At 74.7% G+C, this 24,379-nt stretch carries 22 protein-coding genes; 9 read left to right on the top strand and 13 right to left on the bottom strand.

Annotation, left to right across the window (positions count from 1 at the left end; translation table 11 throughout):
- Window positions 1-25 precede the first annotated feature (25 nt).
- From VK501_RS21395 to VK501_RS21385, 3 genes are all read right to left on the bottom strand, one after another.
- A complete protein-coding gene (locus VK501_RS21395) occupies window positions 26-1,105 on the bottom strand; it encodes a glycosyltransferase family 4 protein (RefSeq protein ID WP_324341013.1) in 1,080 nt (359 codons plus the stop codon).
- Between the two features lie 61 nt (window positions 1,106-1,166).
- Window positions 1,167-2,327, bottom strand: coding sequence for a glycosyltransferase (locus tag VK501_RS21390; protein WP_324341011.1), 1,161 nt, complete (start codon window positions 2,325-2,327; stop codon window positions 1,167-1,169).
- 88 nt (window positions 2,328-2,415) lie between these two features.
- Window positions 2,416-4,095: a glycosyltransferase gene (locus tag VK501_RS21385; RefSeq protein WP_324341009.1), complete on the bottom strand. Its 1,680-nt coding sequence runs from the start codon at window positions 4,093-4,095 to the stop codon at window positions 2,416-2,418.
- 109 nt (window positions 4,096-4,204) lie between these two features.
- Here VK501_RS21385 and VK501_RS21380 point away from each other — a divergent pair, with 109 nt between their 5' ends.
- Together VK501_RS21380 and VK501_RS21375 are read left to right on the top strand one after the other, a co-directional pair.
- Complete coding sequence (locus VK501_RS21380) at window positions 4,205-5,341, top strand: glycosyltransferase family 4 protein (RefSeq protein ID WP_324341008.1); 1,137 nt, start codon at window positions 4,205-4,207, stop codon at window positions 5,339-5,341.
- A 64-nt stretch (window positions 5,342-5,405) separates the two neighbouring features.
- Window positions 5,406-6,344 carry an NAD-dependent epimerase/dehydratase family protein gene (locus tag VK501_RS21375; RefSeq protein WP_324341007.1) on the top strand — a complete coding sequence of 313 codons (939 nt, stop codon included), beginning with the start codon at window positions 5,406-5,408 and terminating at the stop codon, window positions 6,342-6,344.
- Window positions 6,345-6,354: 10 nt separating this feature from the next.
- Here the strand turns inward: VK501_RS21375 and VK501_RS21370 are convergent, their stop codons facing one another.
- From VK501_RS21370 to VK501_RS21355, 4 genes are all read right to left on the bottom strand, one after another.
- The gene (locus VK501_RS21370; RefSeq protein WP_324341006.1) at window positions 6,355-6,621 is read right to left on the bottom strand and encodes a hypothetical protein; all 267 of its coding nucleotides are present in this window, start codon (window positions 6,619-6,621) and stop codon (window positions 6,355-6,357) included.
- A gap of 53 nt (window positions 6,622-6,674) precedes the next feature.
- Entirely contained in the window at window positions 6,675-7,643 is a 969-nt protein-coding gene (locus VK501_RS21365) for an NAD-dependent epimerase/dehydratase family protein (protein ID WP_324341004.1), read from the bottom strand.
- Window positions 7,644-7,679: 36 nt separating this feature from the next.
- A complete protein-coding gene (locus tag VK501_RS21360) occupies window positions 7,680-8,936 on the bottom strand; it encodes a nucleotide sugar dehydrogenase (protein WP_324341002.1) in 1,257 nt (418 codons plus the stop codon).
- A gap of 111 nt (window positions 8,937-9,047) precedes the next feature.
- The gene (locus VK501_RS21355) at window positions 9,048-9,896 is read right to left on the bottom strand and encodes a WecB/TagA/CpsF family glycosyltransferase (protein WP_324341000.1); all 849 of its coding nucleotides are present in this window, start codon (window positions 9,894-9,896) and stop codon (window positions 9,048-9,050) included.
- 153 nt (window positions 9,897-10,049) lie between these two features.
- On the opposite strand from VK501_RS21355, the gene VK501_RS21350 reads away from it, so the two are divergent.
- Window positions 10,050-11,027 carry a GDP-mannose 4,6-dehydratase gene (locus tag VK501_RS21350; protein ID WP_324340998.1) on the top strand — a complete coding sequence of 326 codons (978 nt, stop codon included), beginning with the start codon at window positions 10,050-10,052 and terminating at the stop codon, window positions 11,025-11,027.
- 102 nt (window positions 11,028-11,129) lie between these two features.
- On the opposite strand, the gene VK501_RS21345 is transcribed toward VK501_RS21350, so the two are convergent.
- The gene (locus VK501_RS21345; RefSeq protein WP_324340996.1) at window positions 11,130-12,065 is read right to left on the bottom strand and encodes a glycosyltransferase family 2 protein; all 936 of its coding nucleotides are present in this window, start codon (window positions 12,063-12,065) and stop codon (window positions 11,130-11,132) included.
- A 79-nt stretch (window positions 12,066-12,144) separates the two neighbouring features.
- Window positions 12,145-13,116 (bottom strand): GDP-mannose 4,6-dehydratase, encoded by a 972-nt coding sequence (gene gmd, locus VK501_RS21340; RefSeq protein ID WP_324340994.1) that lies wholly within the window; start codon window positions 13,114-13,116, stop codon window positions 12,145-12,147.
- 75 nt (window positions 13,117-13,191) lie between these two features.
- Here gmd and VK501_RS21335 point away from each other — a divergent pair, with 75 nt between their 5' ends.
- Window positions 13,192-14,316: a glycosyltransferase family 4 protein gene (locus VK501_RS21335; RefSeq protein ID WP_324340992.1), complete on the top strand. Its 1,125-nt coding sequence runs from the start codon at window positions 13,192-13,194 to the stop codon at window positions 14,314-14,316.
- A 92-nt stretch (window positions 14,317-14,408) separates the two neighbouring features.
- Here VK501_RS21335 and VK501_RS21330 read toward each other — a convergent pair whose 3' ends face one another.
- Both VK501_RS21330 and VK501_RS21325 read right to left on the bottom strand, forming a co-directional pair.
- A complete protein-coding gene (locus VK501_RS21330; protein WP_324340990.1) occupies window positions 14,409-15,185 on the bottom strand; it encodes a class I SAM-dependent methyltransferase in 777 nt (258 codons plus the stop codon).
- Window positions 15,182-16,045, bottom strand: a complete 864-nt coding sequence (locus tag VK501_RS21325; protein ID WP_324340988.1) for a glycosyltransferase family 2 protein — start codon at window positions 16,043-16,045, stop codon at window positions 15,182-15,184. The genes VK501_RS21330 and VK501_RS21325 overlap by 4 nt, the downstream gene beginning before the upstream one ends.
- A 35-nt stretch (window positions 16,046-16,080) precedes the next feature.
- Between VK501_RS21325 and VK501_RS21320 the strand changes: the two genes are divergently transcribed.
- Together VK501_RS21320 and VK501_RS21315 are read left to right on the top strand one after the other, a co-directional pair.
- Complete coding sequence (locus tag VK501_RS21320) at window positions 16,081-17,109, top strand: glycosyltransferase (RefSeq protein WP_324340986.1); 1,029 nt, start codon at window positions 16,081-16,083, stop codon at window positions 17,107-17,109.
- A complete protein-coding gene (locus VK501_RS21315; protein WP_324340984.1) occupies window positions 17,106-18,686 on the top strand; it encodes an oligosaccharide flippase family protein in 1,581 nt (526 codons plus the stop codon). The genes VK501_RS21320 and VK501_RS21315 overlap by 4 nt, the downstream gene beginning before the upstream one ends.
- 179 nt (window positions 18,687-18,865) lie before the next feature.
- On the opposite strand, the gene VK501_RS21310 is transcribed toward VK501_RS21315, so the two are convergent.
- Together VK501_RS21310 and VK501_RS21305 are read right to left on the bottom strand one after the other, a co-directional pair.
- Window positions 18,866-20,488, bottom strand: a complete 1,623-nt coding sequence (locus VK501_RS21310; protein ID WP_324340983.1) for a hypothetical protein — start codon at window positions 20,486-20,488, stop codon at window positions 18,866-18,868.
- Window positions 20,485-21,204: a cytidylyltransferase domain-containing protein gene (locus tag VK501_RS21305; RefSeq protein WP_324340981.1), complete on the bottom strand. Its 720-nt coding sequence runs from the start codon at window positions 21,202-21,204 to the stop codon at window positions 20,485-20,487. The genes VK501_RS21310 and VK501_RS21305 overlap by 4 nt, the downstream gene beginning before the upstream one ends.
- A 45-nt stretch (window positions 21,205-21,249) precedes the next feature.
- Here VK501_RS21305 and VK501_RS21300 point away from each other — a divergent pair, with 45 nt between their 5' ends.
- Genes VK501_RS21300 through pseC form a run of 3 tightly spaced genes read left to right on the top strand, consistent with a single transcriptional unit; the run spans window position 21,250 to window position 24,378 of the window.
- Window positions 21,250-22,179, top strand: coding sequence for a hypothetical protein (locus VK501_RS21300; RefSeq protein WP_324340978.1), 930 nt, complete (start codon window positions 21,250-21,252; stop codon window positions 22,177-22,179).
- A gap of 34 nt (window positions 22,180-22,213) precedes the next feature.
- Complete coding sequence (pseB, locus tag VK501_RS21295) at window positions 22,214-23,200, top strand: UDP-N-acetylglucosamine 4,6-dehydratase (inverting) (RefSeq protein WP_324340977.1); 987 nt, start codon at window positions 22,214-22,216, stop codon at window positions 23,198-23,200.
- Window positions 23,197-24,378, top strand: a complete 1,182-nt coding sequence (pseC, locus tag VK501_RS21290; protein ID WP_324340974.1) for a UDP-4-amino-4,6-dideoxy-N-acetyl-beta-L-altrosamine transaminase — start codon at window positions 23,197-23,199, stop codon at window positions 24,376-24,378. The genes pseB and pseC overlap by 4 nt, the downstream gene beginning before the upstream one ends.
- Window position 24,379: the final 1 nt, after the last annotated feature.

Genomic DNA, 24,379 nt, shown 5'->3' with positions numbered 1-24,379 from the left:
CTGGAGTCCCTGCTGAAAAGACACGTTAGCGATCCCCTTCGTGGCCCGCGCCCACGCTCACCAGTGCCTCCGAGAACCCGGCGGCCCACGCGGCGAACGTGTGGGCGGCGGCGTCCTGCGCGGCGGCGGCGCCGAGGCGCTCCCGCAGCGTGGGGTCGTCGCGCAGGGTGCGCAACGCGCGGGCGAGCGCGGCGGTGTCCCCGGCGGGGACGACCAGGCCGTTGCGCTCGTGGCGCACGAGGCCCCCGGCGGCGGCGCCGACGGCGGTGGTGGCGATGACGGGCAGTCGTTGATGCATGGCTTCGTTGGCGACCAGGCCCCAGGGCTCTCGGAACTCGCGGGTGGCGATGGCCGACATCACCAGGACGTCTGCACCGGCGTAGAAGTTGCGCAGGGCCGGGGCGTCGAGGCGACCGGCGGCGTGCACGCCCGGGACCGGGTCGCGGTCCGGTTCGGCTTCCCCGGCGAGCTCCAGCGCCTCCTTCGGTGGTCCGAAGCCGGACATCTTCCAGGCCGCCAGCAGCTCGGTCAGGCCCTTGTAGCGCGCGGGGCGCCCGACGTTCAGCGCGACGAACTCGGCGCCCGCCGGCCGGTGGGGCGCGCCGGCGGGCGCGCTCCAGAAGTCGACGTCGACCGCCTGGGGCGCGACGTGGACGTTGTGCGCGCCGCGCGCGGCGACGAACGCGCTGACGTGCGGGCCGTAGGTGACGACGGCGTCGGCGCCGCGGTAGATCGCGCGCAGCAGCGGCACGCCGGCGAGCACATGCGCGGGCGTGCGCGGGTGCGACCAGAGGGCCGACCAGAGGACGAACGGCACCCCGGCGCGGCGGGCGCCGCGCCACGCCGCGGGCAGCGCGGTGCGCCCGGCGGTGCCCGCGATCACGGCGCGGTAGGCGCCCGACGCCGCCAACCCGTAGGCCTCGCGCTGGGTGATCGCGCGGTGCGGGACGCCCGGGTCGTCCACGGCGCCGGTGGCGTGGTGCGAGCGGCCGCCGAACAGGGCCAGCTCGATCCCCTCGCGCTCGTGCAGCGCCCGGAACGCTCCGGCGCGATCGGGTGGCACGTGGTTGGTGACGACCACGACCGGACGGGTGTCCGCGCTCATCCGCGCAGCACCTCGCGGTCCGCCGTCACGGTGACGACCAGGACCGGACGGGTGTCCGCGCTCATCCGTCGAGGGCCTCGCGGTAGGCCGCGACGGTCGCGGCGCCGCACGCCGGCCAGGTGAAGTGCGCGGTGACCGTCGCCTGGGCGGCGGCGCCGATGCGCGCGCCCCAGTCGCCGTCGAGCAGCGTGTCGATCTCGGCCGCGAGCGCCTCGGGGTCGCCGGGCGGGACGAGCCGCATCCCGTGGCCGAGGCGCGCGATGTCCTCGGGCCCGGGCTCGCCGCGCGACCCGATCGCCGGCAGCCCGGCGGCCATCGCCTCGACGTAGGCCACGCCGAACGCCTCGTCGGTCGAGGGCATCACGAACACGGACGCGTCGCGGCCGCGGCGCATCGCCTCCTCGTGGCTGAGCGACCCGGTGAACTCGACGCGGTCGCCGAGGTCCAGCTGCGCGGCCAGGAGGGCGAGCGCGTCGCGCTCGGGCCCGTCGCCGATCAGGCGGTAGCGCAGGTCGGGACGCCGGTCGCGCAGCACCCACATCGCGCGCAGCACGTCGGCCTGGCGCTTGCGGGCGATCAGCTGGCCGACGGTGACGAGCGTCGGTTGCGCCGGCGGGCGGCGCTCCATCGGCGTCAGGTCGGTGCCGAGGTGCACGACGCGGGTCTCGGTCGCGCCGAGGTCCTGGACCGCGTGCTCGATCCCGAGCGAGTTGGCCAGCACGATGCGGGCGGCGCCGAACGCGCGCTGCACCTTGGCGCGACCGGCGGGCAGGCGCGCGGTGTGGAAGACGTCGCCGCCGTGCTCGGAGATGACCAGCGGGACGCCGGGGCGCGTGCGCAGCACGGCGTCGGCCGCGGGCAGCGCGTAATGGGCGTGGATCAGGTCATAGGGGAACGTGCGCCGGATGCGGCGCAGCGCGAGCGCGAGCGCCGGCGCGGCGAACGCGCCCCAGTACGGGTAGCTGCGCCCGCGCGGTGGCGAGACGAACTTCACGTAGCGGACGTCGAGGCCGTCGAGCTCGGCGCGGCCGGGCTGGGCGATCGCCTCGCGCCACGCCTGCGGGTCGCCGATCCGCGCGGCCGGCGCGATCGGGCGGTGCAGGACGACGACGCGCACGTCGGCGCCGGCGTCCCGCGTGGCGAGCGCCTGCCGGTGCGCCCAGACGCCGAGCACGGGGTCGGCGACCCGCGGGTAGAACTCGGCGACGACCAGAACTTTCATGGGCGAAGCCTCGCCCAGGGGGCTCGTTTCGCGGGCGCGAGCTCGCCCAGGGGCTCGCTCGCACGGCGGCGGAGGGCCGCGGCGTCAGTCATGTCGCTCTTTCGCCGATCCGGTGGCTGCTCAGCGTGCGGACCTCGCCGCGCGGGACGTAGGCGCGGCCGTCGAGGAAGCGGCGCGCCTCGGCCGCGGCGGTCGCGCGCGGGTAGCCCTCGGCCGCAGGGCGGATGGTGTGGCCGATCGGCGTCGCGTCGACCACGCCGATGCGCCAGCCGCGCTGCCGGGCCACCGCGCTCCAGTGCGCGTCCAGGCCCCACCCCATCTTGAGGTTCTGGGGAAACGGCAGCAGCACGGCGGCGGCCTCGCGGTCGAAGGCGGTGACCGGTCCGATCTCTACGAACGTCGTCTCGCGCCAGTCGCCGCCGGCCTGCCGCCGCGTCACGTCCCACGCGGCGTGCGAGTGGCGCCGGTGCGCGGGCTGGGCCACGCGCAGGCCGCCCGCCTCGGCGCACGCGACGAACGTGTCGACGAAGTCCCGCGGAAGGGCCACGTCGTCGTCCATCACGATGGTCCAGTCGAAGGACGGAAGGTCGTGGTGGCCGAGCAGGACGTCGAGGTTCTCGAACTTGCCGAGCGTCCCCGCGGGCACGATGTCGACCGTCACGTCGTGGCGCGAGCGGGCCAGCTCGGCGCGCGCGTGCGGGATCAGGTTGGCGACGTCGAGGCGCTCGATCCCGACGACCAGGACCCGGCGGCGGGGCGTGACGCGCGCGGCGCGGGCGCGGCGGGGCCGGGCCGGGAGGTCGGCGAGGTCGAGCAGCGCGTCGTGCGCGCGGAGCAGCCGGCCGCGCCGGCCGGCGACGAAGCCGCTGCGGCCCGAGAGGAAGTCGTCGACGCCCGGCGTGGCGGGCGGCACGGCCGGCAGCGCGACGCGCTCGTCCAGCAGCGAGCGCAGGCGGCCGAGGGAATGGGCGCTCAGGATCGGGCCGTTGGCGCAGCGGAAGCGCGGCCCGTGCAGCAGGCAGCCGGCCAGGATCCGCAGCTCCTCTCGGGGCGCCGGGGCCGTGCCCTTGAAGACGTCGAAGCGGCGGCTCGCGCGCCCGCGCGCGTACGCGGCACGGGCCAGCGAGGCGATGCGCGCGTCGTCCTGCGCGCGGCGGTGGTCCAGCGCGGCGCCGGCCACGTAGCGGATCCGGCCGCCGCCGGCCTTGAGGCGCGCCTGCCACTCCTGCTCGTCGCCGTAGAGCTCGCGCGTCTCGTCGAACGGCCCGACGCGCTCCAGCGCGCTGCGCCGCACCGCCATGTTCGCGCCCCAGGCGTGCTCGCAGTCGCGGTCGCCGGGGCCGAGGTCGAGGTGCGTGATCGGCGGGTCCTCGCGGCCGCAGAGGGCCAGCGGACGGCCGTCGAAGCGCGCGCGGATCGGGCCGGTGAAGACGCCGACGCCGGCGGGCTGGGCGGCGTCGGCGACGATCAGCGCGGCGAGCCATCCGGGCCGCACCTCGACGTCGTCGTCCACGTAGGCCAGCAGCGGTGCGGTCGTCTCGCGCGCGCCGGTGTTGCGCGCGGCGTTCAGGCCGCGGCCGCGGTCGTGGGCGACGTAGCGGGCGCCGTGGCGGGCGGCCACCGCGCGGGTAGCGTCGCTCGGCCCGTCGTCGACGACGAGGACCTCGGCACCGAACGCGGCGGCCTGCGGGGCGATCGACGCGAGCGCGACGTCGAGGTACCCGGGGCGCCCGGCGGTGGGCAGGATGACGGCGGCGGGCGCGGGCACGGACGGGAGGACGTTACGACGTGGCGAAGTCGTTGCGGGGTCAGGCCCCGCTACGGGTGGCGAAGGTCGTTGCGGGGTCAGGCCCCGTTACGAGGTAGCGTCGCGGCGCGTGATCCTCTTCCTGCACAACCGCTATCGCACGCCTGGGGGCGAGGAGCGGGTCGTCGAGGACCTCGCCTGGCTTGTGCGCGAGCGGCTCGGCGAGGACGCCGAGGTGCTCGAGCGCGACAGCGCGGCGCTCGGCCGCGCGCGCGCCACGGCGGGGCTGTTGCGCGGCGGCCTGGACCCCGAGGAGGTCGCCGCGGCGGTGCGGCGCAGCGGCGCGCGGATCGTCCACGCCCACAACCTCACGCCGGCGCTCGGCTGGCGCGCGCTTGCCGCCGCGCGGGAGGCCGGCGCGCGCACGGTCTTGCACCTCCACAACTACCGGCTGGTCTGCGCCGTCGGCACCTGCGTCGACCCGGCCGGCGCGGACTGCACGCGCTGTCACGGGCGCGACACCCGGCCCGGCGTGCGCTTGAACTGTCGCGGGTCGCGGGCCGAGGCGGTGGCCTACGGCGCGGCGCTGGCGCTGTGGCAGCGCCGGCTGGTCGCGCTGGCCGACGTCGTCGTCGTGCCGAGCGCGGCGGCCCGCGAGCGCCTGATCGTGCTCGGCGCGCCGCCGGCGGCGTCGACCGAGGCGCACGTCGTCGGCCATGTCGTGCGCGAGCTCGCCGACGCGCCGCCCCCGCGCCCCGCGCAGCCGTCGGCCATCGTCGCGTCGCGGCTGGCGCGCGAGAAGGGCGTCGAGGTCGCGATCGACGCATGCGCGCTCGCCGGCCTCCCGCTCACGATCTGCGGCGACGGACCGCTGGAGGCCGAGCTGCGCGCCCACGCCGCGCGTGCCGGCGCCGACGTCACCTTCGCCGGTCGCGTCAGCGCCCCGGAGCTGCAGCGCCTGCGCGCCCGCGCCTCCGTCGCGCTCGTCCCCTCGCGCGCCGCCGAGACGTTCGGCCTCGCCGCGCTGGAGGCGATGGCGGCGGGCGTGCCGGTCGCGGCGTCGCGCGTCGGCGCCCTCGCCGAGCTGGCGCCGGACGCCGCGCTGGTGGCTCCCGGCGATGCCCGTGCCCTGGCCGACGCCGCGCTCGCGGTCGTCGCGGACGCCGGCGCGCCACGCCGCGCCCTGGCCGCCGCGCGCCGGCGCGCCGCGCCCGACGTCGTCGCTCCGCAGTTGGCCGACGTCTACGAACGCGTCGCCCGCGGCTGAGCGCCCACCGAGGACCCTGAGCGGTCGTCGTGGGCCTCGACGTGCCCTATAGCCTGCGGCGCCCATGCGTGCACTCGTCACCGGCGGCGCCGGCTTCATCGGATCGAACCTCGTCGACGCGCTCCTGGCGCAAGGCGCCGAGGTCGACATCGTCGACACGCTCGTCACGGGCCGGCGGAGCAACCTGGAGGCCGGCGCGCTGGAGCGCGGCGCCCGCCTGCACGAGATCGACATCACCGATGCGCCGGCGCTGAACGCGCTGGTCGCCGACGCCGCGCCCGAGGTGATCTTCCACCTCGCCGCCCAGATCGACGTGCGCAAGTCGATCGACGATCCGGCGCTCGACGCGAGCGTCAACGTGGTCGGCACGATCAACGTGCTCGAGGCCGCCCGCCGCGCCGGCGTGCGCCGCGTGGTCAACACGTCGACCGGCGGCGCGATCTACGGCGACGCGCAGCGCATCCCGTCGCCCGAGGACGAGACGCCGCTGCCGATGGCCGCCTACGGCCAGAGCAAGTTCTGCGCCGAGCGCTACCTCGGCTGGTACGGGCGGCTGTACGACCAGAGCAACGTCACGCTGCGTCTCGGCAACGTCTACGGCCCGCGCCAGGACCCGCTGGGCGAGGCCGGCGTCATCGCGATCTTCTGCGGCAAGGTCAAGTCGGGCGAGGCGCCGACCATCTACGGCGACGGCAGCCAGACGCGCGACTACGTCTACGTCGGCGACGTCGTCCGGGCCCAGCTGGCGGCCGGGCAGTCCGACATCACCGGCGAGGTCAACGTCGGCACCGGTCGCGAGAGCAGCGTGCTCGACATCGTCGCGGTGATGAAGGAGCTCGTGCCCGAGGCGGCCAGGACCTTCGACCCGCGCTTCGAGGACGCGCGCCTGGGTGAGATCGATCGCTCCTGCCTCGACGTCACGCGCGCGCGCGACGCGCTGGGCTTCGAAGCCCAGACCTCGCTGCGAGACGGGCTGCGGGCGACGCTCGAGGCGACGCTCTGAGCACGCGCTCCTAGGCCACGCCCGCCGGGGCCGGCGGCACCGAGTTGACGCCGGCCGGCGCCGCGCGCTCGTCGTGCCTGTGGCCGCTGCGCTTCTTGACGACGACGGCCGCGGTGCCGACCGCGACGGCCGGAGCGGCGACCTTGGCGGCCTTCTTGCCGGCCAGCCAGGCGATCCGCGCCTTGGCGAACGTGACGGCGGCCGAACCGGCGGTGCCGGCCATGCTCAGCGCGCGCTGCTTCCTGGACGGCTTGCGGCGGATGGAGAGATGAGGCATGCCCCTTGCGCTACCCGGCCTTCGGGCACGCAAACGCCCTGCGCGGCCGGCGTTCAGGAGGGCGTGACGACGCCGCGCAGCCACTCCGCGGTCTGGCGGACGCCGTCGCGGACGCCGATCTGGGCCTTCCAGCCCAGCAGGCGCTCGGCCTTCTCGACGCTCGGCCAGCGCCGCACGACGTCGACCGGATAGGTCGGCAGGTGCTCGAGCGCGAAGGCCTCCGGATCGCGCCCGCACTCCTCCCAGATGACGCGCGCGATCTCGGCGACCGTCATCTCCTCGGCGGCCGAGATGTTGAAGTCCTCGTGCAGGCCGGCGGGCGACGCCATCGCGGTGACGATGCCGTCGGCGATGTCGTCGATGTGGGTCAGCGTGCGGGTCTGGGTGCCGTCGCCGAAGATCGGCAGCGGCGCGCCCTCGGGCAGCGCGAGGACCTTCTTGATGACGTCCGGGACCATGTGCGCGATGCCCGGCTCGTCCTCGGGCATCTCGCCCGGGCCGTAGGCGTTGAACGGGCGGCAGATGGTGTAGGGGAACCCGTGCTCGTCGTGGGCGGCGCGCACGTAGACCTCACCGGTGAGCTTCGAGAACCCGTAGGCGCTCGCCGGGATCGGCGTGTCGTGGATGTGCGCCTCGGTGGTCGGGTACTCGGTCGCGCGCTCGAAGACCATCGAGCTCGACACGTACACGAACCGCTCGACGGAGTGATCGAGCGCGGCGCGCACGACGCCGTTGTAGAGCGCGTTGTTGACCTCGGTCAGCGTGTGGGGCAGCTTGTGGAAGTTGCCGATGCCGCCGACGATCGCCGCGAGGTGGATCACGTGCGAGCAGCCCTGCGTCGCGGTGCGCGCCTCGGCGAGGACGCGGAGGTCGCCGTGGTGGACCTCGCAGCCCTCGCGCATCCACTGCGGCGCCTCGCGCTGGTCGCTGACGCGGACCTCGTAGCGAGGATCGCTGAGCAGGCGGCGGACGACCGCCGCTCCGATGGTGCCGGCACCGCCGGTGACGAGGACGCGGTTCATGGTCTGCGAGGGGTTCCTGACGGCTCGGGTGGGGGTTCAGCGGGCGCCGAGGCCGGCGAGCACGACGACCTCGTCGGTGTGGGCGAAGACCGTGGCGGCGCCCCAGCAGTTCCACGGGTCGACGAGCAGCGCGTCGGTGCGCGCGCCGTCGACGATCTGGCCCAGCGCCTCGGGCGTGCAGAACTCGGGGTGGTTGGTGGCGACGACGACGGCGTCGGCGTCGGCCACCGCGTCCTCGAGGGACTGCGTCGGCGTCGGCACGCGCGGGTCGTGGATCGCGACGTCGGCCAGCTCGCGCTCGAGCATGCGGATCAGCTTGTAGGACAGCGAGTCGCGCTCGTCGTCGGTGTCGGACTTGAACGCGAGGCCGAGCACGGCGACCTTCCTGCCCTCCAGCGAGCCGACGCGGCGCTTGAGGCCCTGCACCAGGAACAGCGGCACCGACTCGTTGACGCGGCTGACGGCCAGCAGCATGCCGGGAGCGTTGGAGCGTTCCTCGCTGAAGGCGAAGTCCTTGCGCAGGCAGGTGCCGGCGGTGAGGCCCGGGAGCCTCATGCCGCCGCGCGGGTAGTCGCGGTTGATGAGGTCGATGACCTCGAAGACGTTGGCGTCGTACTGCTCGCAGTCGACCATCAGCAGGTTCGGCAGCGCGAACGTCGTGTAGCGCAGGATGTTGGTCCAGATCTTCGCGAGCTCGGCCTGCACCGGCGTGGTCTGCACGATCGGCGCGCCGAGGCGCTCGAACAGCTCGGCGGCGACCTCGCCGGAGCGCTCGCCGACCCCGCCGACGATGCACGGCAGCGTGGAGATCTCCTCGAAGAACCGCGCCGAGGCGATCCGCTCGGGCACGTGGGCGACGAAGACGTCGGTGCCGATGTCGAACCCGCGGTGCTTGCGCAGGTAGCCGGCGACGAAGTGGGTGGTGTTGGGCGCGATCGTCGACCGCAGGTGCAGCGCGTGGCCCTCCCGCAGGTGCGGCAGGAGGTCGTCGAGGACCGCGCGGATCTGGCGCAGGTCGATCTCGATGTGCGACATCGCCGGCGTGCCGAGCGTGAGCACGATGTGGCGAGCCCGGTGCGCGTCGGCGGCGTGCTCGGCCAGCTCCAGGCGGCCGGCGACGCGGTCGAGCACCTCCTGGGCGCCGGGCTCCTCGAACGGCATGAGGCCCTCGCGCAGCGCACCGATGCGCGCGGGATCGATGTCCACGCCGATGACCTCCAGGCCCGCGTCGGCGAACGCGAGCGCCAGCGGCAGTCCGACCCTGCCCAGGCCGATGACGGCGACATCCTTCATGCGCCGGACCCTCGCCCAGAGGGCTCGGTCATCTTCCGGGAAGCTCGCCCAGAGGGCTCGTTCCCGGGCTCTCTGGCGGCGGGGCTCATCGCCCGGGAGGCTAGCGGTCGGTTAGGAGCGTGGGTCGCGGCGGGCAAGCAGCCGGCGGTGCCGGGCGTACTGGCGGGCGAACCCGAACACGAAGCGCGGGTTGTAGGTCAGGTACCGCTTCCACAGCCGCCGCGGCTCCTTGGAGAGGCGGAAGAGCCACTCCAGGCCGGCGGCCTGCATCCACGACGGGGCCTGCGGCACGAGGCCGGCGTGGAAGTCGAACGCGGCGCCGACGCCGACGAGCACTGGCGCGTCGATGCGGTCGCGCAGCGTGGCCATCCACTTCTCCTGCTTGGGCACGCCGATGCCGACCCACACGACGTCGGGCTTGGCGTGGTTGATCTCGGCCACGACGGCGTCGATCTCCTCGCTGCTCAGCGCGCGGAAGGGCGGCGAGTAGCCACCGACGATCTGCAGGCCGGCGAAGCGGCGGCGCAGGTTGAGCGCCAGCTGCACGAGCGCACCCTGGTTGCGCCCGCCGTAGAGGAACATCCGCGCACCGGTGAGCGCGCTGCGCTCGCAGTAGTGCGCCATGAGGTCTGGGCCGTACACGCGGTGCGACAGGTCGTGGCCGAGCGCGTTCATCGCCCAGACCAGCGGCTGGCCGTCGGGAACGACGAGCGACGCGCCGAGCACGGCCGCGCGCAGCTCCGGATCGTCCTGGCAGGCGACCACCGTGTGGGTCGCCGCGACGCAGATGTAGCCCTTGCCCTGCGCCTGGACGGTGGCGTCCATCCAGTCCATCGTGCGCTCGTAGTCGGTGAGCGCGAGTGGGACCCCGAGGACGTTGGTGGCGGGTGGCGGCACGGAGAGATCGGCGGCAGCGGCCGTCCGGGCGTCGTCCAGGGGTGCGGGGGTGGAGGAGGGCATGCGGCTGTTACAACGCTCCAACGCTCGCAAGGTTTCGCGAGTCGGTAGGACACGCGTCCAGTTCCCAGGCTGGACGGCACCGTAACCCGGGCGCCGGTCGGAGTCCCGTAGGCTGCGCGCGGTGCGACGGTCCGGACCAGTGTGGCAGAAGGCGTGAGCCCGCGGCGCGCGCTCGTGACCGGGATCTCGGGCCAGGACGGCTCGTATCTGGCCGAGCTGCTGGTCGCCGAGGGCTATGACGTCAGCGGCGTGGTCCGCGATCCGGTGGATCGCGAGCTGCCCAACCTGGCGGCCGTCCGCGACCGCCTGTCGCTGCTGCCCGGCGACCTGCACGAGCCCGGCACGCTGGCCGACGCGCTGAGCGCCGTCCGGCCCCACGAGCTCTACCACCTGGCCGCGCCGACGTTCGTGCCGACGTCGTGGGACGACCCGCGCGCCGTGCTCGACGCCATCGCCGGCGCCACCGCCGACCTGCTCGGCGCCGCGCGGGCGCTGGACCCCGAGATGCGCATGTTCGTCGCGACGTCGGCCGAGATCTTCGGCGACGCCGGCGAGGCGCCCCAGGACGAGCGCTCGCCGATGCGGCCCCGCTCGCCGTACGGCGTGGCCAAGCTCGCCGCCCACGGGCTCGTCGGTGCGCTGCGCGAGCGCTTCGGCACCTTCGCGGTGTCGGGCATCACCTACAACCACGAGTCGCCTCGCCGCCCGCAGCACTTCCTGCCGCGCAAGGTCACGCGCGGGGCGGCGGCGATCGCCCTCGGGCTCGAGGACGAGCTGGTGCTCGGCGACCTCGGCGCGGTGCGCGACTGGTCGCACGCCGCCGACGTCATGCAGGGCGCGTGGCTCTCGCTGCAGGCAGCGACGCCGCACGACTTCGTCTTCGCGTCCGGCACGGGGCGCACCGTGGGCGACCTCGTCGACGTGGCGTTCGCGGCGGCCGGGATCTCGCCCGAGGGCCGCATCCGCGTCGACCCGTCCTTCGTCCGCCCGGCCGAGCCGACGCCGCAGATCGGCGACGCCTCCCGCGCCCGCCGCGAGCTCGACTGGACGCCGAAGATCACCTTCGAGGCGATGATCGGCGAGATGGTCGCGACCGACCTGGCGGAGCTGCGGGCCGCCGGCGACGGCTAGGAGACCGTGTCGCTGTCGCGACTGGGGACCCACCTCCGGCGGCGACGGCTGGCCGTCGTGGGCCTCGGCCTCGCTGGCCGCCTACGGCACCCCTAATAGGCGTCAGCGTCCGCCCGCGACGCGCGTCAGCGTGTCGCGCAGCGTGATCGACGAGTCGACCGCCGCGGGCAGCATCGCCAGGCGCGGACGCCCGGCGGCCGTGTGCCAGCCGCGGACGCGGGACTTCAGCGGGATCGTCGTGCGGTGGCGCACGAGGCCCCAGCCGACGACCATCGACTCCAGCAGGAGCGTGCGCGGCGCCGCGGCGGTGTGCAGCACCCCGTAGCGGCGCAGGCCGTAGCCCCGCGCGAAGCCGGCCATCTCGCGCTGCCACGGCGAGTCGATGCCCGCCGTGGCCCCGCCGACGTGGATGGCCCGCGCGCCGCGCGCCTCACGCGCCTGCCAGCCCTCGGCCCGCATTCGCAGCGCGACGTCGATGTCGTCGCCGTAGGCGAACAGCGCGTCGTCGAAGCCGCCGACCTGCTCGAAGGCCGCGCGCCGGTAGGCGCCGGCGCAGCCGCTCGGTCCCGCCAGGCGCTCCAGCGCCACGTCGGCGTCGGGTGGCAGCCCGCGCAGACGGCAGTGCACCAGCAGCGTGCGGTCGATCGCCAGCCCGAGGCAGTCCACGCGCTCGGGCCGGCCCGGAGCCAGCACCATGGAGGCGACCATGCCGACCACCGGCTCGTCGAACGGGGCGACGATGGCTCGCAGGAAGCCGGGCTCCACCTCGACGTCGTTGTTGACCAGCACGAGGATCTCGCCGCTGCCGGCGGCCACCGCGGCGTTGACGGCGCGGCCGAAGCCGACGTTCTGCTCCAACTCGACCACCCGCACGTGCGGATGGTCGGCGCGGAGCATCGCGACCGTGCCGTCGCCAGACGCGTTGTCGGCGACGACGACCGTGTGCTCGACGTCCTGCGTCGCGAGCGTGCGCAGGCACCGATCCAGCAGCTCGCGGCGGCACCAGGTCGGGATGATCACGTCGACGCTCGGGGTCATGGTGGCTCTGGCGCGAAGCTACTCCGGCCGGCTCACCACTTCCATCCGAGCCATTGACAGCCCGGCAGATGGCGCGCCCTCAGGGCTTGAGCAGCTCGAGGTCGGCGCGGGTCATCAGGCGGATGAGCTCCTCGAACGTGGTCTGGGGCGCCCAGCCGAGGTCGCGCTTGGCCTTGCCGGGGTCGCCGATCAGCTGGTCGACCTCCGCGGGGCGCAGGAACTGCGGGTCGAGCTTGACGTACTGCTCCGGGTCGCCGGTGAGGCCGGCTTCGTCGAGCGCGATCTCCACGCACTGGCGCACCGTGTTGGTGCGGCCGGTGGCGATGACGTAGTCGTCGGCCTTGTCCTGCTGGAGCATCAGCCACATGGCCTCGACGAAGTCCTTGGCGTAGCCCCAGTCACGCTCGGCGTCGAGGTTGCCCAGGGACATGTGGTCGCGCAGGCCGTGCTTGATCGCGGCGGCGTGCCAGGTGATCTTGCGGGTGACGAACTCCAGGCCACGGCGCGGCGACTCGTGGTTGAAGAGGATGCCGCTGGTGGCGTGCAGGTTGTAGGACTCGCGGTAGTTGACGGTGATGAAGTGCCCGTAGGCCTTCGCCACGCCGTAGGGCGAGCGCGGGTAGAACGGCGTGCTCTCGGTCTGCGGGACTTCCAGCACCTTGCCGAACATCTCCGAGGACGACGCCTGGTAGAAGCGCGCCTCGGGGCAGACCTCGCGCATCGCCTCCAGCACGCGCGTCACGCCGACGCCGGTGAACTCGGCCGTCAGGGTCGGCTGGATCCACGACACGGCCACGTAGCTCATCGCGGCGAGGTTGTAGAGCTCGTCGGGCGCCGAGTGGCGCAGGGCGTCGGTCAGCGACCGATGGTCCAGCAGGTCGCCCTGATGCAGGGTGATCCGGTCGCGCAGGTGCTCGATCCGGTCGAACTTCTCCGTCGAGGCCCGGCGGACCATGCCGTGGACCTCGTAGCCCTTGTCGAGCAGCAGCTCGGCCAGGTAGGAGCCGTCCTGACCGGTGATTCCGGTGATCAACGCGCGTCGTGGAGCCATGTGGGCGGGGACGCTATCGCGGCGAGCCGCTGCTACGCCGCCGGGTGAGAGCGACCTCGTACGCTGCCGCCTGACATGCGCATCGTCTACTTCACCGACACCGAGCAGATCGGCGGCGCCGAGCGGCACGTGGCCGACCTCGCAGCGGGCGTCGCCGCGGCGGGGCACGACGTCCTCCTGCTGGCGCCGCAGGACGAGCTGCTCGAGTTCGTCCGGGCGACGAGCACCGACGTCGAGGTGCGCCGCGCCGGCGATCGGTCCTACCACGGCACGGGCGGCGCAAGCCGTGCCGTCGCGCTGGCCCGCGGGCTGCCGGGACTGCGCAGCGCGCTGCGCGGCGCGGGCGGCGATCTGCTGCACGTCAACAACGGGGGGCTGCCCGGCTCGGACCTCTGCCGCGTGGCGCCGCGCCTGGTGCCGCGGCCACGGGTGATGACCATCAACTCGATGCCGTGGGATCGCGGCGGCTCGCGCGTGCAGGCGGCCGCCGATCGCTTCGTGTGGTCGGCGATCGACGCCGCGCTGTTCCCGTCGCTCATCGTCGCCGAGGCCGCGATCGCGCGCCGCGGCATGCCGCGCGGCCTGCTGCGCCACCTCCGCTACGGCGTCCGGATGCCGGACGCCGCCGGCGCCGAGGAGCTGCGGGCGCGCCTGGCCCCCGACGGCGAGCTGCTGGTCGGCATGGTGTCGGCGCGCGCCGTCCCCGAGAAGGGCTACGACGTCTTCGTGGACGCGCTGGCGCAGGTGCCCGGGGTCCGTGGCGTGCTCGTCGGCCCGCACCTCGGCGCCCCGCTGGAGCAGCGCATCCGCGACCGCGGGGTCGAGGAGCGCCTCGCCCTGATCGGCGCGGTGCCGGCGGTCAACGCCTACGACCACGCGATCGACGTGCTCGTGATGCCGTCGGTCAAGGAGGAGGCGATGCCGCTCGTGATGCTCGAGGCGATGGCCGCGGGCAAGCCGATCGTCGCCTCGCGGCTCTCCGGGACGCCCGAGGCGATCGAGGACGGCGTCACCGGCGCGCTCTTTGCGCCCGGCGACGTCGATGCGCTGGCCGCGCTGCTGCGGGCCGCCGACGCCGACCGCGACCTGCTGGCCCGCCAGGGCGCCGCCGGCCACGCGCGCTGGCGCGAGCTCTTCTCGCCCGAGGCGCTCGTGTCCTCGCACGTCGCGCTCTACGAGCAGCTCGTCGGGCGGCGCTAGGGGTGCCGTAGGCGGCCAGCGAGGCCGAGGCCGACGATGGCCAGCCGTCGCCGCCGGAGGTGGGTCCCCAGTCGCGATAGCGACACAGTCTCCTAGCCCGCCGGCGTCTGGAAGACCGTCAGCAGGTACGGGCTCGCGAAGCCGCTGTTGAGCTTCTCGGTGAAGCCCAGCCGGCGGAAGCGCGCCTCGGCGAGGACGAGCGGCGTCACCCACGGCTTGCCCATCTTGATGATGATGGGGTCGGGGCCGCCGATGTACTCCTGGTGCAGGCGCTCGAGGCCGTGCTCGTCGCCGAGGCGGCGGTAGAGCGCCGGGTCCATCGCCCGGAGGTTGTGCAGCGCGAGGTAGGCGGGGTCCGACCAGCGCTGCAGCGTCTTGTTCAGCCCGCGGAAGTTCGGGACGCCGACGACCAGGCGGCCACCGGGGTTGACGAAGTCCAGGTGGCGGGCGAAGACGCCCTCGAGGTCGGCGAAGTGCTCGATGAACCCGAAGGACAGGACCACGTCGTAGCGCTGCGCCTCGGTGGTGAAGAAGTCTGCGTGGTGGATCCTGCCCTCGAGCCCAAGCGAGTCGAGGTTGGCCTGCGAGAGGTTCGCGCCCTTCTCGCTGTACTCCACGCCGTCGGCGATCACGCCGAAGCGCTGCGCGTAATAGGCCAGCCACTTGGCCGGCGCGCAGCCGATCTCGATGACGCGCTCGCCCTTCTGCGCGGGCGCGAGGCGCTCCAGCGCGTGGGCCATCGACTGGTCGAAGGGCATGTCCAGGTCCGGGAGGCACGGCGGCTGGACGTTGGCCCAGTAGTACTCCTGCTCCCAGAACTCCTTCTCGACCAGCGTGTCGCCCCCGGTTCCCACCGGCGTGTCGCTCATCGCTCGACCGTACCGCGTCTGCGCAGCCGCGCCCGGGCCACGACGGCGCGCGCGAGCACGGCCACGTCGCGCGGACGGGCGCCGCGCGCCACGGCCTCGGCGGCTTGCGCGAGGGCAAGCCGGTCGCGGGCGATCACGGTCTGCTCGCCGTCGAGCCGGCCGCGGTCCAGCGCGCGCCGGAACGTGGCCTGATCGGTGCGCGCCATGCGCGTGCGGCTGGAGGAGATGGAGCCCTCGGCGACGCGGTAGAACACGAGCGGCTCGTCGACGTAGACCACGCGCTGGCCCGCCTCGACGATCCGCAGCCACAGGTCGTGGTCCTCCGAGCCCCAGCACTCGGTGGAGAAGCCGCCGGCCTCGTCGACCGCCGCGCGGGGGCAGAGCGAGGCGATCAGGATCGGGTTGTCGCGCAGGACCTCGGTCACGCCGGCGCCGCCGGCGCCGCCCTGGCGATCGCGGTAGCGCCCGAGGCGCGTGCCGGCGGCGTCCTCGAGCCACGCGTCGCAGCAGACGATCCCGACCCCGGGCGCCTCGGCGTCGTAGCGCGCGACCATCGTCTCGAGGTACTCGGCGGCGAAGCGGTCGTCGGCGTCCAGGAAGGCGACGAGCTCGCCGGTCGCCGCGGCGAGCGCGACGTTGCGCGCGCCGGCCGGGCCGAGGTTGCTCGGCGCACGGACGAGGCGCACCCGCGGGTCGGCCGCGGCGGCCGTCTCGACGCGCTGCGGCGTGTCGTCGTGGGATGCGTCGTCGCAGACGACGAGCTCCCAGTCCGCGAAGCCCTGGGCGACCACCGACGCGATCGTCGCATCGATCGTCGCCGCGTTGTCGTGGGCCGGTGTGATGACCGAGACGCGGGGCATTGCCCTACGCTGCCGCCTGGATGCCATCGTCGGCCATGGGTCAGCGAAGCCTGGCACAACGTCCGCTCTGGCTGCTCGACGATGGGGGAGCCGTGCTGGGCGGTGGACAGCTCTTCGCGCTGCGCCTCGCACGCAGCGCCGATCGGCCTGTGGTGCTCGCGTGCCCTGCGGGCTCGCCGCTGGCGCGCGCCGCCGCGGCCCAGGGCACGCCGTGGGTCGACGTCCCGTTCCCCGCGCCCCATCCGGCGCAGGCCGGCGCGCTGCGCGCCGCGGCTCGCCGGCTCAGCGCGGTGGTGCCGGCCGACGCCGCGGTCGTCAGCGGCGCGATCCGCGCCTCGCTCGTGGCGGGGCTCTCGCGCATCCGGGGACCCGTCGTCCACCTGCTGCACGAACGCGACTCGGCCGCGCGGCCGACGGTGCGCCTGGCGCTGCGGCGCAGCCGCGTGCTCGCCGTCGGCGCGATCGGCGCGCAGACCTACCGCGCCGCCCTGCCGCGGGCGCGCGTGATCGCCGTCAACAACTTCCTGGCCCGCGACGAGCTGGCCGCGCTGGCCGGGGTGCGCCGCACGCGTACCGGCGGCGTGCTCGGTGTCCTGGCGCGGCTGATCCCCGAGAAGGGCATCGCCGAGCTGGTGGACGAGCTGGCGGCCGCCGGCGGCGCGTGGACCGAGCTGCGCGTCGCCGGAGCGCGGCAGGACGAGGGCTACGCCCGCCACATCGAGGAGCGCGCGGCGCGGGCCGGACTCGCCGACCGCGTCACCCTGCTCGGCGCCGTCGACGATGTCCCGGCGTACCTGGGCGCGATCGACACGCTCGTCGTCCCCAGCACCGGCCGCGAGGGCCAGCCGACCGTCATCCTCGAGGCGCTGGCCACCGGCGCGCCCGTCGTCGTCCGCCGGCCGATGATGTCGGCCGACTTCGCGGGCCTGCCCGTCTTCGCCTACGACGACCCGCCCCAGCTGGCGGCCGCGCTGGCGCACCGCGCCGGCGCCGACGTCGCCGACCTGGAGGCCCGCTTCGGCGTCGGCCAGGTCCTCGCGGCCATCGACGAGGCGCTCGTATGAGCAGCCCGGAGGTCTTCCCGGAGCCCGACCTCGGCGAGGTCGGCGCGGGCGCGGGCGGCGGCGGAGAAGGCTTTGACGAGCGGCGGATCGCCCGCGGCGCGCTCCTGCAGCAGGCCTCCCAGGTCTGGGGCACCGCGTGCATGCTGCTCGTCGCCACCCTGCTCGGCCGCCGGCTGTCGCTCGACGCGTTCGGCGTCTACGGGCTGCTGATCTCGCTCGTGGCCTACCTGGTCACCGTCCAGGTCAGCGTCGAGGGCGCGGCCGTCCGCATGCTCTCCGAGGCCGAGGTCGAGCCGTCGCGCCGTGCGGAGGTCCTCTCGACGACCATGGCCATCTACGCCGTTGGCGGCGTCGTCGCCGCCGCGCTCGTCGCCTCCGCCGGCGTCGCGCTGGTGGGTGTCCTCGGCATCCCCGACGACCTGCAGGAGGACGCTCGGCACGCGGTCCTGGCATTGGCCGCGATCACGGTGATCGGCTGGCCGTTCAAGGCCTTCCAGGACGCGCTGCGCGGGATGCAGCTCTTCGGCGCGGCGGCCGCGGCGGAGATGGCGGCGTACGGGACGATGGCGGCGGGGATGACCGCCGCCGTCCTGCTGGATGCTCCCCTCTGGGTGATCGTCGCGATCGGCGGGTCGCTGGCGGTCATGACGGGGCTCTGGGCGCTGGTGTCGCTGCGCGTCTTCCGCGTCGGCCTGCGCTTCCACTGGTCCGAGATCTCGTGGCCGCTGGCGCGCCGGATGCTCCGCGTGTCGGCCTACCTGTTCGTGGCCGGGCTGGCCGACCTGGTCGTCTACTCGCTCGACCGGGTGATCCTCGCCGCGTTCCGCTCCACGGCGAGCGTGGGCCTCTACGAAGGCGCCGCCCGGCCGCACAACCTGATCCGCCAGCTCAACGGCACGCTCGTGCTGACCGTCGTGCCCGTCGCCTCGCGCTACATCGCCGAGGGCGACGACGTGCGGCTCCGCGAGTTGCTGGTCCGCGGCACGCGCTACGTGGCCGCCATCGTCGCGCCCACCACGGTGGTGCTGATCGTCCTCGCCGCGCCGCTGCTGGACGTGTGGCTCGGGGATCGATACCGCACGGCGGCGCTGGCGCTCGCGCTGCTGTCGAGCTACTGGCTGATCGGCTGCGCCACGGGCGTGCTCGCCTCCATGGTCGTCGCGGCCGGGCGCGTTCGGTTCCTCGCGCGGTACGCGTGGGTCGTCGCGATCTCCAACCTCGCGGTGTCGCTGGCGCTCACCCCGTCGCTCGGCCTCGACGGCGTCGTGCTCGGCACGACCGTTCCCTACCTGCTGGCCCAGCCCTGGTTCCTGGTCAAGGCGAGCCATGGCTTCGGCGTCTCGCTGGGAACGCTCGTCCGCAGCGCGCTGGCGCCCGCCTACACGGCCGCGGCGGTCGTCGCCCTGGTGCTCGTCCCGATCCGGCTGTTCGCCGAGCCGCAGAACCTGCTGAGCCTCGTCGCATCCGCCGTCGGTGCGCTCGCGCTGGGCTGGGGCGTGCTGTGGTTCTGCTTCCTCACCCCGGGCGAGCGGCGCCTGGTGGCGTCGATGGTGCCGGGTCTGGCCCCGCGCGCCTGATCGGCGCTGGCCAGCTCAGAACGTCTTTCAGAAAGAGCACGGTCTGAGCGGGGCGCCTCGCGGCGCCGCAGTCCCTGGCCGCGGATCGCCGGGCCACCAGCACGACTCGCCGCGGCCAGGGCCTGCGGCATCCCCGAATGCGCGCCGCTCAGCCCGCACGCTGATTCTGAAAGACGTTCTCAGGCACGGCCCGCCCGCGCCAGCGACGAGACGAGGTCGCAGACGCGCTCGATCGCGTCGGTCCGGGCGCCGAGCGCCTCGCGCGCCGGAGCGTCGGCGGCCGAGGAGGCAAGCTCACCGGTGACGTCGGCGATCCGGGGGAGCCCGTCCGGCGAGCCGTCGAACGGCCACGGTCGCGGGGTCGAGGTGACGTCGAGGAACGTGGTGGGCACGCCCAGCGCCGCGGCCTGCAGCGTGGCGGTCGACAGCGCCCCGACGCACGCGCCGGCGTCTGCGAGCAGGGTCTCGATGGGCGTGACCGCATCGACCGTGACGTGCAGGTCGCGGCCGGTGGCGAGCGCGAGATAGGACGCCGGGGCGACGTCGGACGGATGGGGCCGCACGATGACGTCGGTCCCCGGCCGCTGCCGCTGCAGGACGTCCAGCGCAGTGGCGACGTGCCGCTGGCTGATGCGCGCGTCGATGCGCGCCGAGATCCGCGTGTGGTAGTCCACCAGGACGACCGTGGGCCCCGCCGCGGCGCCGGCGCGGACACTGCGCGCCGGAGGCTGCGCCAGGTGTGCGGCGCCCGGGTTGCCCGTGACGTGCAGGGCGCCCGAGGCCCGTGCCGCCACGGGAGCGACGTCGCGCTCGGCCCAGAGCGCGACGTCGTCGGCGAGCGACTTGTCGGGGTCGTTGAGCTGCGAGTCGAAGCCATGCTGGACCAGCAGCGACGGGAGGCCGGCCTCCCGCGCGACGCCGAGCAGGATGCGCTGGTCCTCAGGCGAGTCGAATGGCAGCACGATCAGGCGCAGCGACCGAGCCGAGAGCACGCGGCGCCAGTGCGCGGCGCGGGCGAGCGTGTCGTGCGCGCGGTCGCGCAGCATGCGCAGGGCCAGCGCGTCGAGGGCGTCGAGCGGTGGCCCGGCGCCGTCGAGCACAGCGGCCAGGCGCTCGGCGGAGCGGCGTCGCGCCGCCGCGTTGGGGTGGCCGCCCCAGCCGCCGTGCAGCCCGGCGCGCATGGCGCCGGCGCGGCCGACGCCCGGCAGCAGCACACCCGCGGGCACGAGCTGCGGCCGGCGTTGCGCGGCCAGCCGGCGCCACACCGGCTCGAGATGCCAGTAGGAGAGCGCGAGCACCTCGCCGCGGACGCGCGGAGGCACGCCCACGTCCGACACCAGGCGCGCCAACGGCGCCGGCGGCGCCTTGGGCAGGGCGGGCGCGGCTCCCGCGCCGCTGCCGGTGCGGGCGTCGATCCCGGCCTCGGTGACGACTGACAGGAGCTCCTCGCTGAGCCCGGCGCCCTCGACGGCCGTGACCCCCGCGCGGGTCAGCGCGTGGCGCAGCCGCGTCGCCGGCAGGAAGCAGCTGGCGAGCAGCTCGATCTCCCAGGCGAAGCCGAGGTCCACGCCGTCGACCGTCAGCGACGTGGCGCGCGCGGCGCGCCAAGCCGCCATGGCGGCGAACGCGTCGCGGTCCGCCGCCGCCCGCGCGGCGTCGTCGAGGTGGTCGTCGACCGCCACCCCGGCGGGCAGCGCGAGCCCGTGCTCCGGCGAAGGGTCCAGCACGAGGTCGGCGCCGGGACGCAGCACAGCGGCGTCGAGGCCTGCCGTGCCGCGATGCAGGCGCACCGGGGCCGTCACGCGCGCTCCGGGAGGAGGTCGCGGCGCTCCAGCGCGGCGAGGAGGTCCGCGAGCCCGAACGCCGGGTCGCCGGCCAGCAGCTCCTCCAGGAGCGAGCGCACGAGGTCGAGGTCCTGCTGCGTGTCCACGGTGATGCGCACATCGCCGAGGTCGCGGTCGAGGTCGACGGTCCGCACGCGCCAGCGCGGGTCGCGGTGGAAGCCGAGCGTCACGTGCTCGCGCAGCGCGGGGTCGGTCGTCGCGGCGTCCAGCGCGTCGAGGCTGGCGCGCGAGAACGCCTCGGCGTCCAGGCCGTCGGGCCAGGTGCGGCCGGCCGGCGGGGCGTTGGTCGCGAGGTCGGCGCCGCCTTCGCGCAAGGCGGCGAGCACCGCCTCGATCGGCTCGGCGCCGATGAGCGGGCAGTCGGCCGTCAGGCGTACGACGGTGCCCGCGCCGGCCTCGGCGGCGGCGCCGGCGTACCGCCCGAGCACGTCGTCCTCGCTGCCGCGGAACACGGGAACGCCCGCGCGGGCCGCCGCCGCGGCGACCACGTCGTCGCGCTCAGCGGTGGTCGTCGCCACCCAGACGGCGTCCAGCGCGCCGACGCGACGGAGCCGCTGCAGCATGATCTCGAGCATCGTGCGGCCGTCCACCGGCGCCAGGGACTTCCCGGGCAGGCGCGTCGAGCCCATGCGCGCCTGCACGATGGCCACGACGGGGCGGGCGGGCTCGCTCACCCGGGCGTACGGCGGTCGTCGAGCATGGCGCGCACAATACGGCGCGTGAACTCCGAAGGATCTTCTCCGGCCCGCCGCGTCGCCTTCCGCTGTGACGGCGGCGAGCGCGTCGGCGCGGGGCACGTCGCGCGGTGCCTGCCACTGGCCGCCGCGCTCGCCGCCGGCGGTCATCGGCCGGCGTTCTGCGGCGAGTACGACGGGCTGGCCGCGTGGCTGCTGGAGCGATCCGGCCTGCCCGTGGCGCCCGGCGCGGCGCTGGACGACGGCCCCTGGGCGGCGGCGGTGATCGACTCCTACACCATGTCCGAGCCCGAGATCTGCGCCGTGGCGCAGCGCCTGCCAGTCGCCACGATCGGGGAGGCCAACCGCTGCGAGCGCCGCGGCGTCCTGGTCGACCCGCACCTCGACCGGCGCGGCGAGGCGCCCACCGACCGCCTCCTGCCCGGTCCGGACTTCGCCCTCGTCGACCCCGCCTTCGCGACGGCCCGGCGCGACCGGACGGGCCCGGTGCGGACCGTGCTGGTCACCGTGGGCGGCGGCAGTGCCGGGCGTCCGCTGGCGGCCGCGGCGGTCGCCGCGGTGCGCGCGACGTTCCCCGAGGCGCGGGTGCTGACCGCCGGCGGCGTGGCGTGCGACGGGACCGAGCCGCTCCCGTTCCCGGGCACGCTGCTGGACGCGATCGGCGCCGTGGACGTCGCCGTCTCGGCCGCGGGGACCACGGCCTACGAGCTGGCCGCCGCGGGCGTCCCGGCCGTCGTCGTCGCGGTCGCCGAGAACCAGCGCCGTGTCGTCGACGGCGCGCGGCGCAGCGGGTTCGCGCTGGCGGGCGACGACTTGGCGGCCGCCGTCGGTCACCTGGCCGACCCCGCCGTGCGCGCGCGCCTGCAGGACGCCGGACCTGCCACCGTCGACGGGCGCGGGGCCGAGCGGACGGCTGCCGCTCTGGCACGGCGCTGGTGGGCGCAAGGAGGCTGACCGGGCCGGGGTCCCGGTAACGTCTCGCCGCGACATGGACCTCACCGGGAAGACCATCCTCATCACGGGCGCGACGGGCTCGTTCGGCAAGGCCTGCCTTGACGTGCTGCTCTCCGCGCACGAGCCGAAGGCGGTCCGCATCTTCAGCCGCGACGAGCTCAAGCAGTCCGAGCTGCAGGTCAAATACCGCGACGACGACCGCGTGCGTTTCCTGCTCGGCGACGTGCGTGACCGCGAGCGGCTGGTCCGTGCCACCAAGGGCGTCGACCTCATCATCCACGCGGCGGCGCTGAAGCAGGTCCCGGCGTGCGAATACAACCCGTTCGAGGCCGTCCAGACCAACATCATCGGCGCCGAGAACGTCGTCGCCGCGGCGATCGAGAACGACGTCCAGCGCGTCGTGCAGCTCTCCACTGACAAGGCCGTCAACCCCGTCAACCTCTACGGCGCGACGAAGCTCGCCGCCGAGAAGATCGTCACGCAGGCCAACACCTACGCGACCGACACCGACGCCCGCTTCGCCAACGTCCGCTACGGCAACGTCGTCGGCTCGCGCGGCTCGGTCGTGCCGATCTTCCTCGAGCAGGCCAAGACCGGGCGCCTGACGATCACCGACGACCGCATGACGCGGTTCTGGATCACGCTGCCCCAGGCGGTCGAGTTCGTGCTCTCCAGCCTGCACATCATGGAGGGCGGGGAGGTCTTCGTCCCCAAGATCCCGTCGATGACGGTCGCCGACATCGCCGAGGCCATCGCGCCCGACGCCGAGCGGGTCATCACCGGCATCCGGCCCGGCGAGAAGCTCCACGAGGTCATGGTCACCGAGGACGAGGCGCGCCACACGCAGGAGCTCGAGGACCGCTACGCGATCGTGCCCGAGTTCCCGCTCTGGCGCACCGAGCCCTACGGGCACGGCCCGGGCGTCCCCGACCTCTTCCGCTACTCGTCGGACAACAACACCCAGTGGCTGACCGCCGACGAGCTACGGGCGATGCTGCCGACGCTGCAGACCGCGGTATGACCGAGCCGTTCCTGCCCTACGGCCGGCAGGAGATCGACGACCACGACGTCGCCGCCGTCGTGGAGGCGCTGCGCGACCCCTTCATCACGCAGGGCCCGCGCGTCGATGCGTTCGAGCGCGCGTTCGCCGACGCCCACGGCGCGCCGCACGCGGTCGCGTTCGCGAACGGCACCGCCGCGCTGCACGCCGCCGCCGCCGCGGCCGGGCTCGGGCCGGGCGACGAGGTCCTGACCACGCCGCTGAGCTTCGTCGCCTCGTCGAACTGCGCGCTGTTCGTCGGCGCGCGCCCGCGCTTCGCCGACGTCGATCCGCACACGGCCAACCTCGACACCGCGCGGGCGGTGGCCGACGGGCACGCCGACGGCGTCAAGGCCGTGGTCGCGGTCTCGCTGGCCGGCCTGCCGGTCGACCTCGAGCCGCTGCAGGGGCTGCGCGACCGCGGCGTCGCGATCATCGAGGACGCCGCGCACGCGGTCGGCGCCCGGCGCGCGAACGAGCCGGTCGGGGCCGGCGGCCTGGCCGACATGACGTGCTTCTCGCTGCATCCGGTCAAGTCGATGACCACCGGCGAGGGCGGGATCGTCTCGACGGCCAGCGCCGAGCTGGCCGATGCGCTGCGCACGTTTCGCACGCACGGCATCGTCCGGCGCAGTGAGCCCGACGACCCGCTGCTCGGGCCGTGGCACTACGACATCGACACGCTGGGCTTCAACTACCGCATCACCGACTTCCAGTGCGCGCTGGGCCTCAGCCAGCTCGAGCGCCTGCCGCAGTGGGTCGCGGCACGCAACCGCATCGCGGCGCGCTATCACGAGCTGCTGGGCGGCACCGCCGGGCTGCAGCTGCCGGCCGAGCCGCGCGCGGGAGAGGTCCACGGCCGGCACCTGTTCGTCGTGCGCTTCACCGAGGGGGCGCGCCGGCGCCGCGCGATGTTCGACGCGCTGCGCGAGGTCGGCGTGGGGACACAGCTGCACTACATCCCGATCCCCCGCCACGGCCTCTACCGCTCGCTGGGCTACGGCGATGCGACGATGGCCGAGCTGCCCGAGGCCCAGGCCTATTACGAGCAGGCGCTGTCGCTGCCGATGTTCCCCGGCCTGACCGACGGCGACGTCGAGCGGGTGGCGCGGGAAGTCCGGCGGTTGCTGCAGGCGCCGCTCACGCAGGCCATATGGTGAA

It is taken from the genome of Baekduia sp., assembly GCF_035318805.1.
In the GTDB taxonomy this organism is placed as follows: Bacteria; Actinomycetota; Thermoleophilia; order Solirubrobacterales; family Solirubrobacteraceae; genus Baekduia.
Note: the sequence above shows the minus strand (reverse complement) of the source record. Positions and strands in the feature narration are given on the sequence as shown.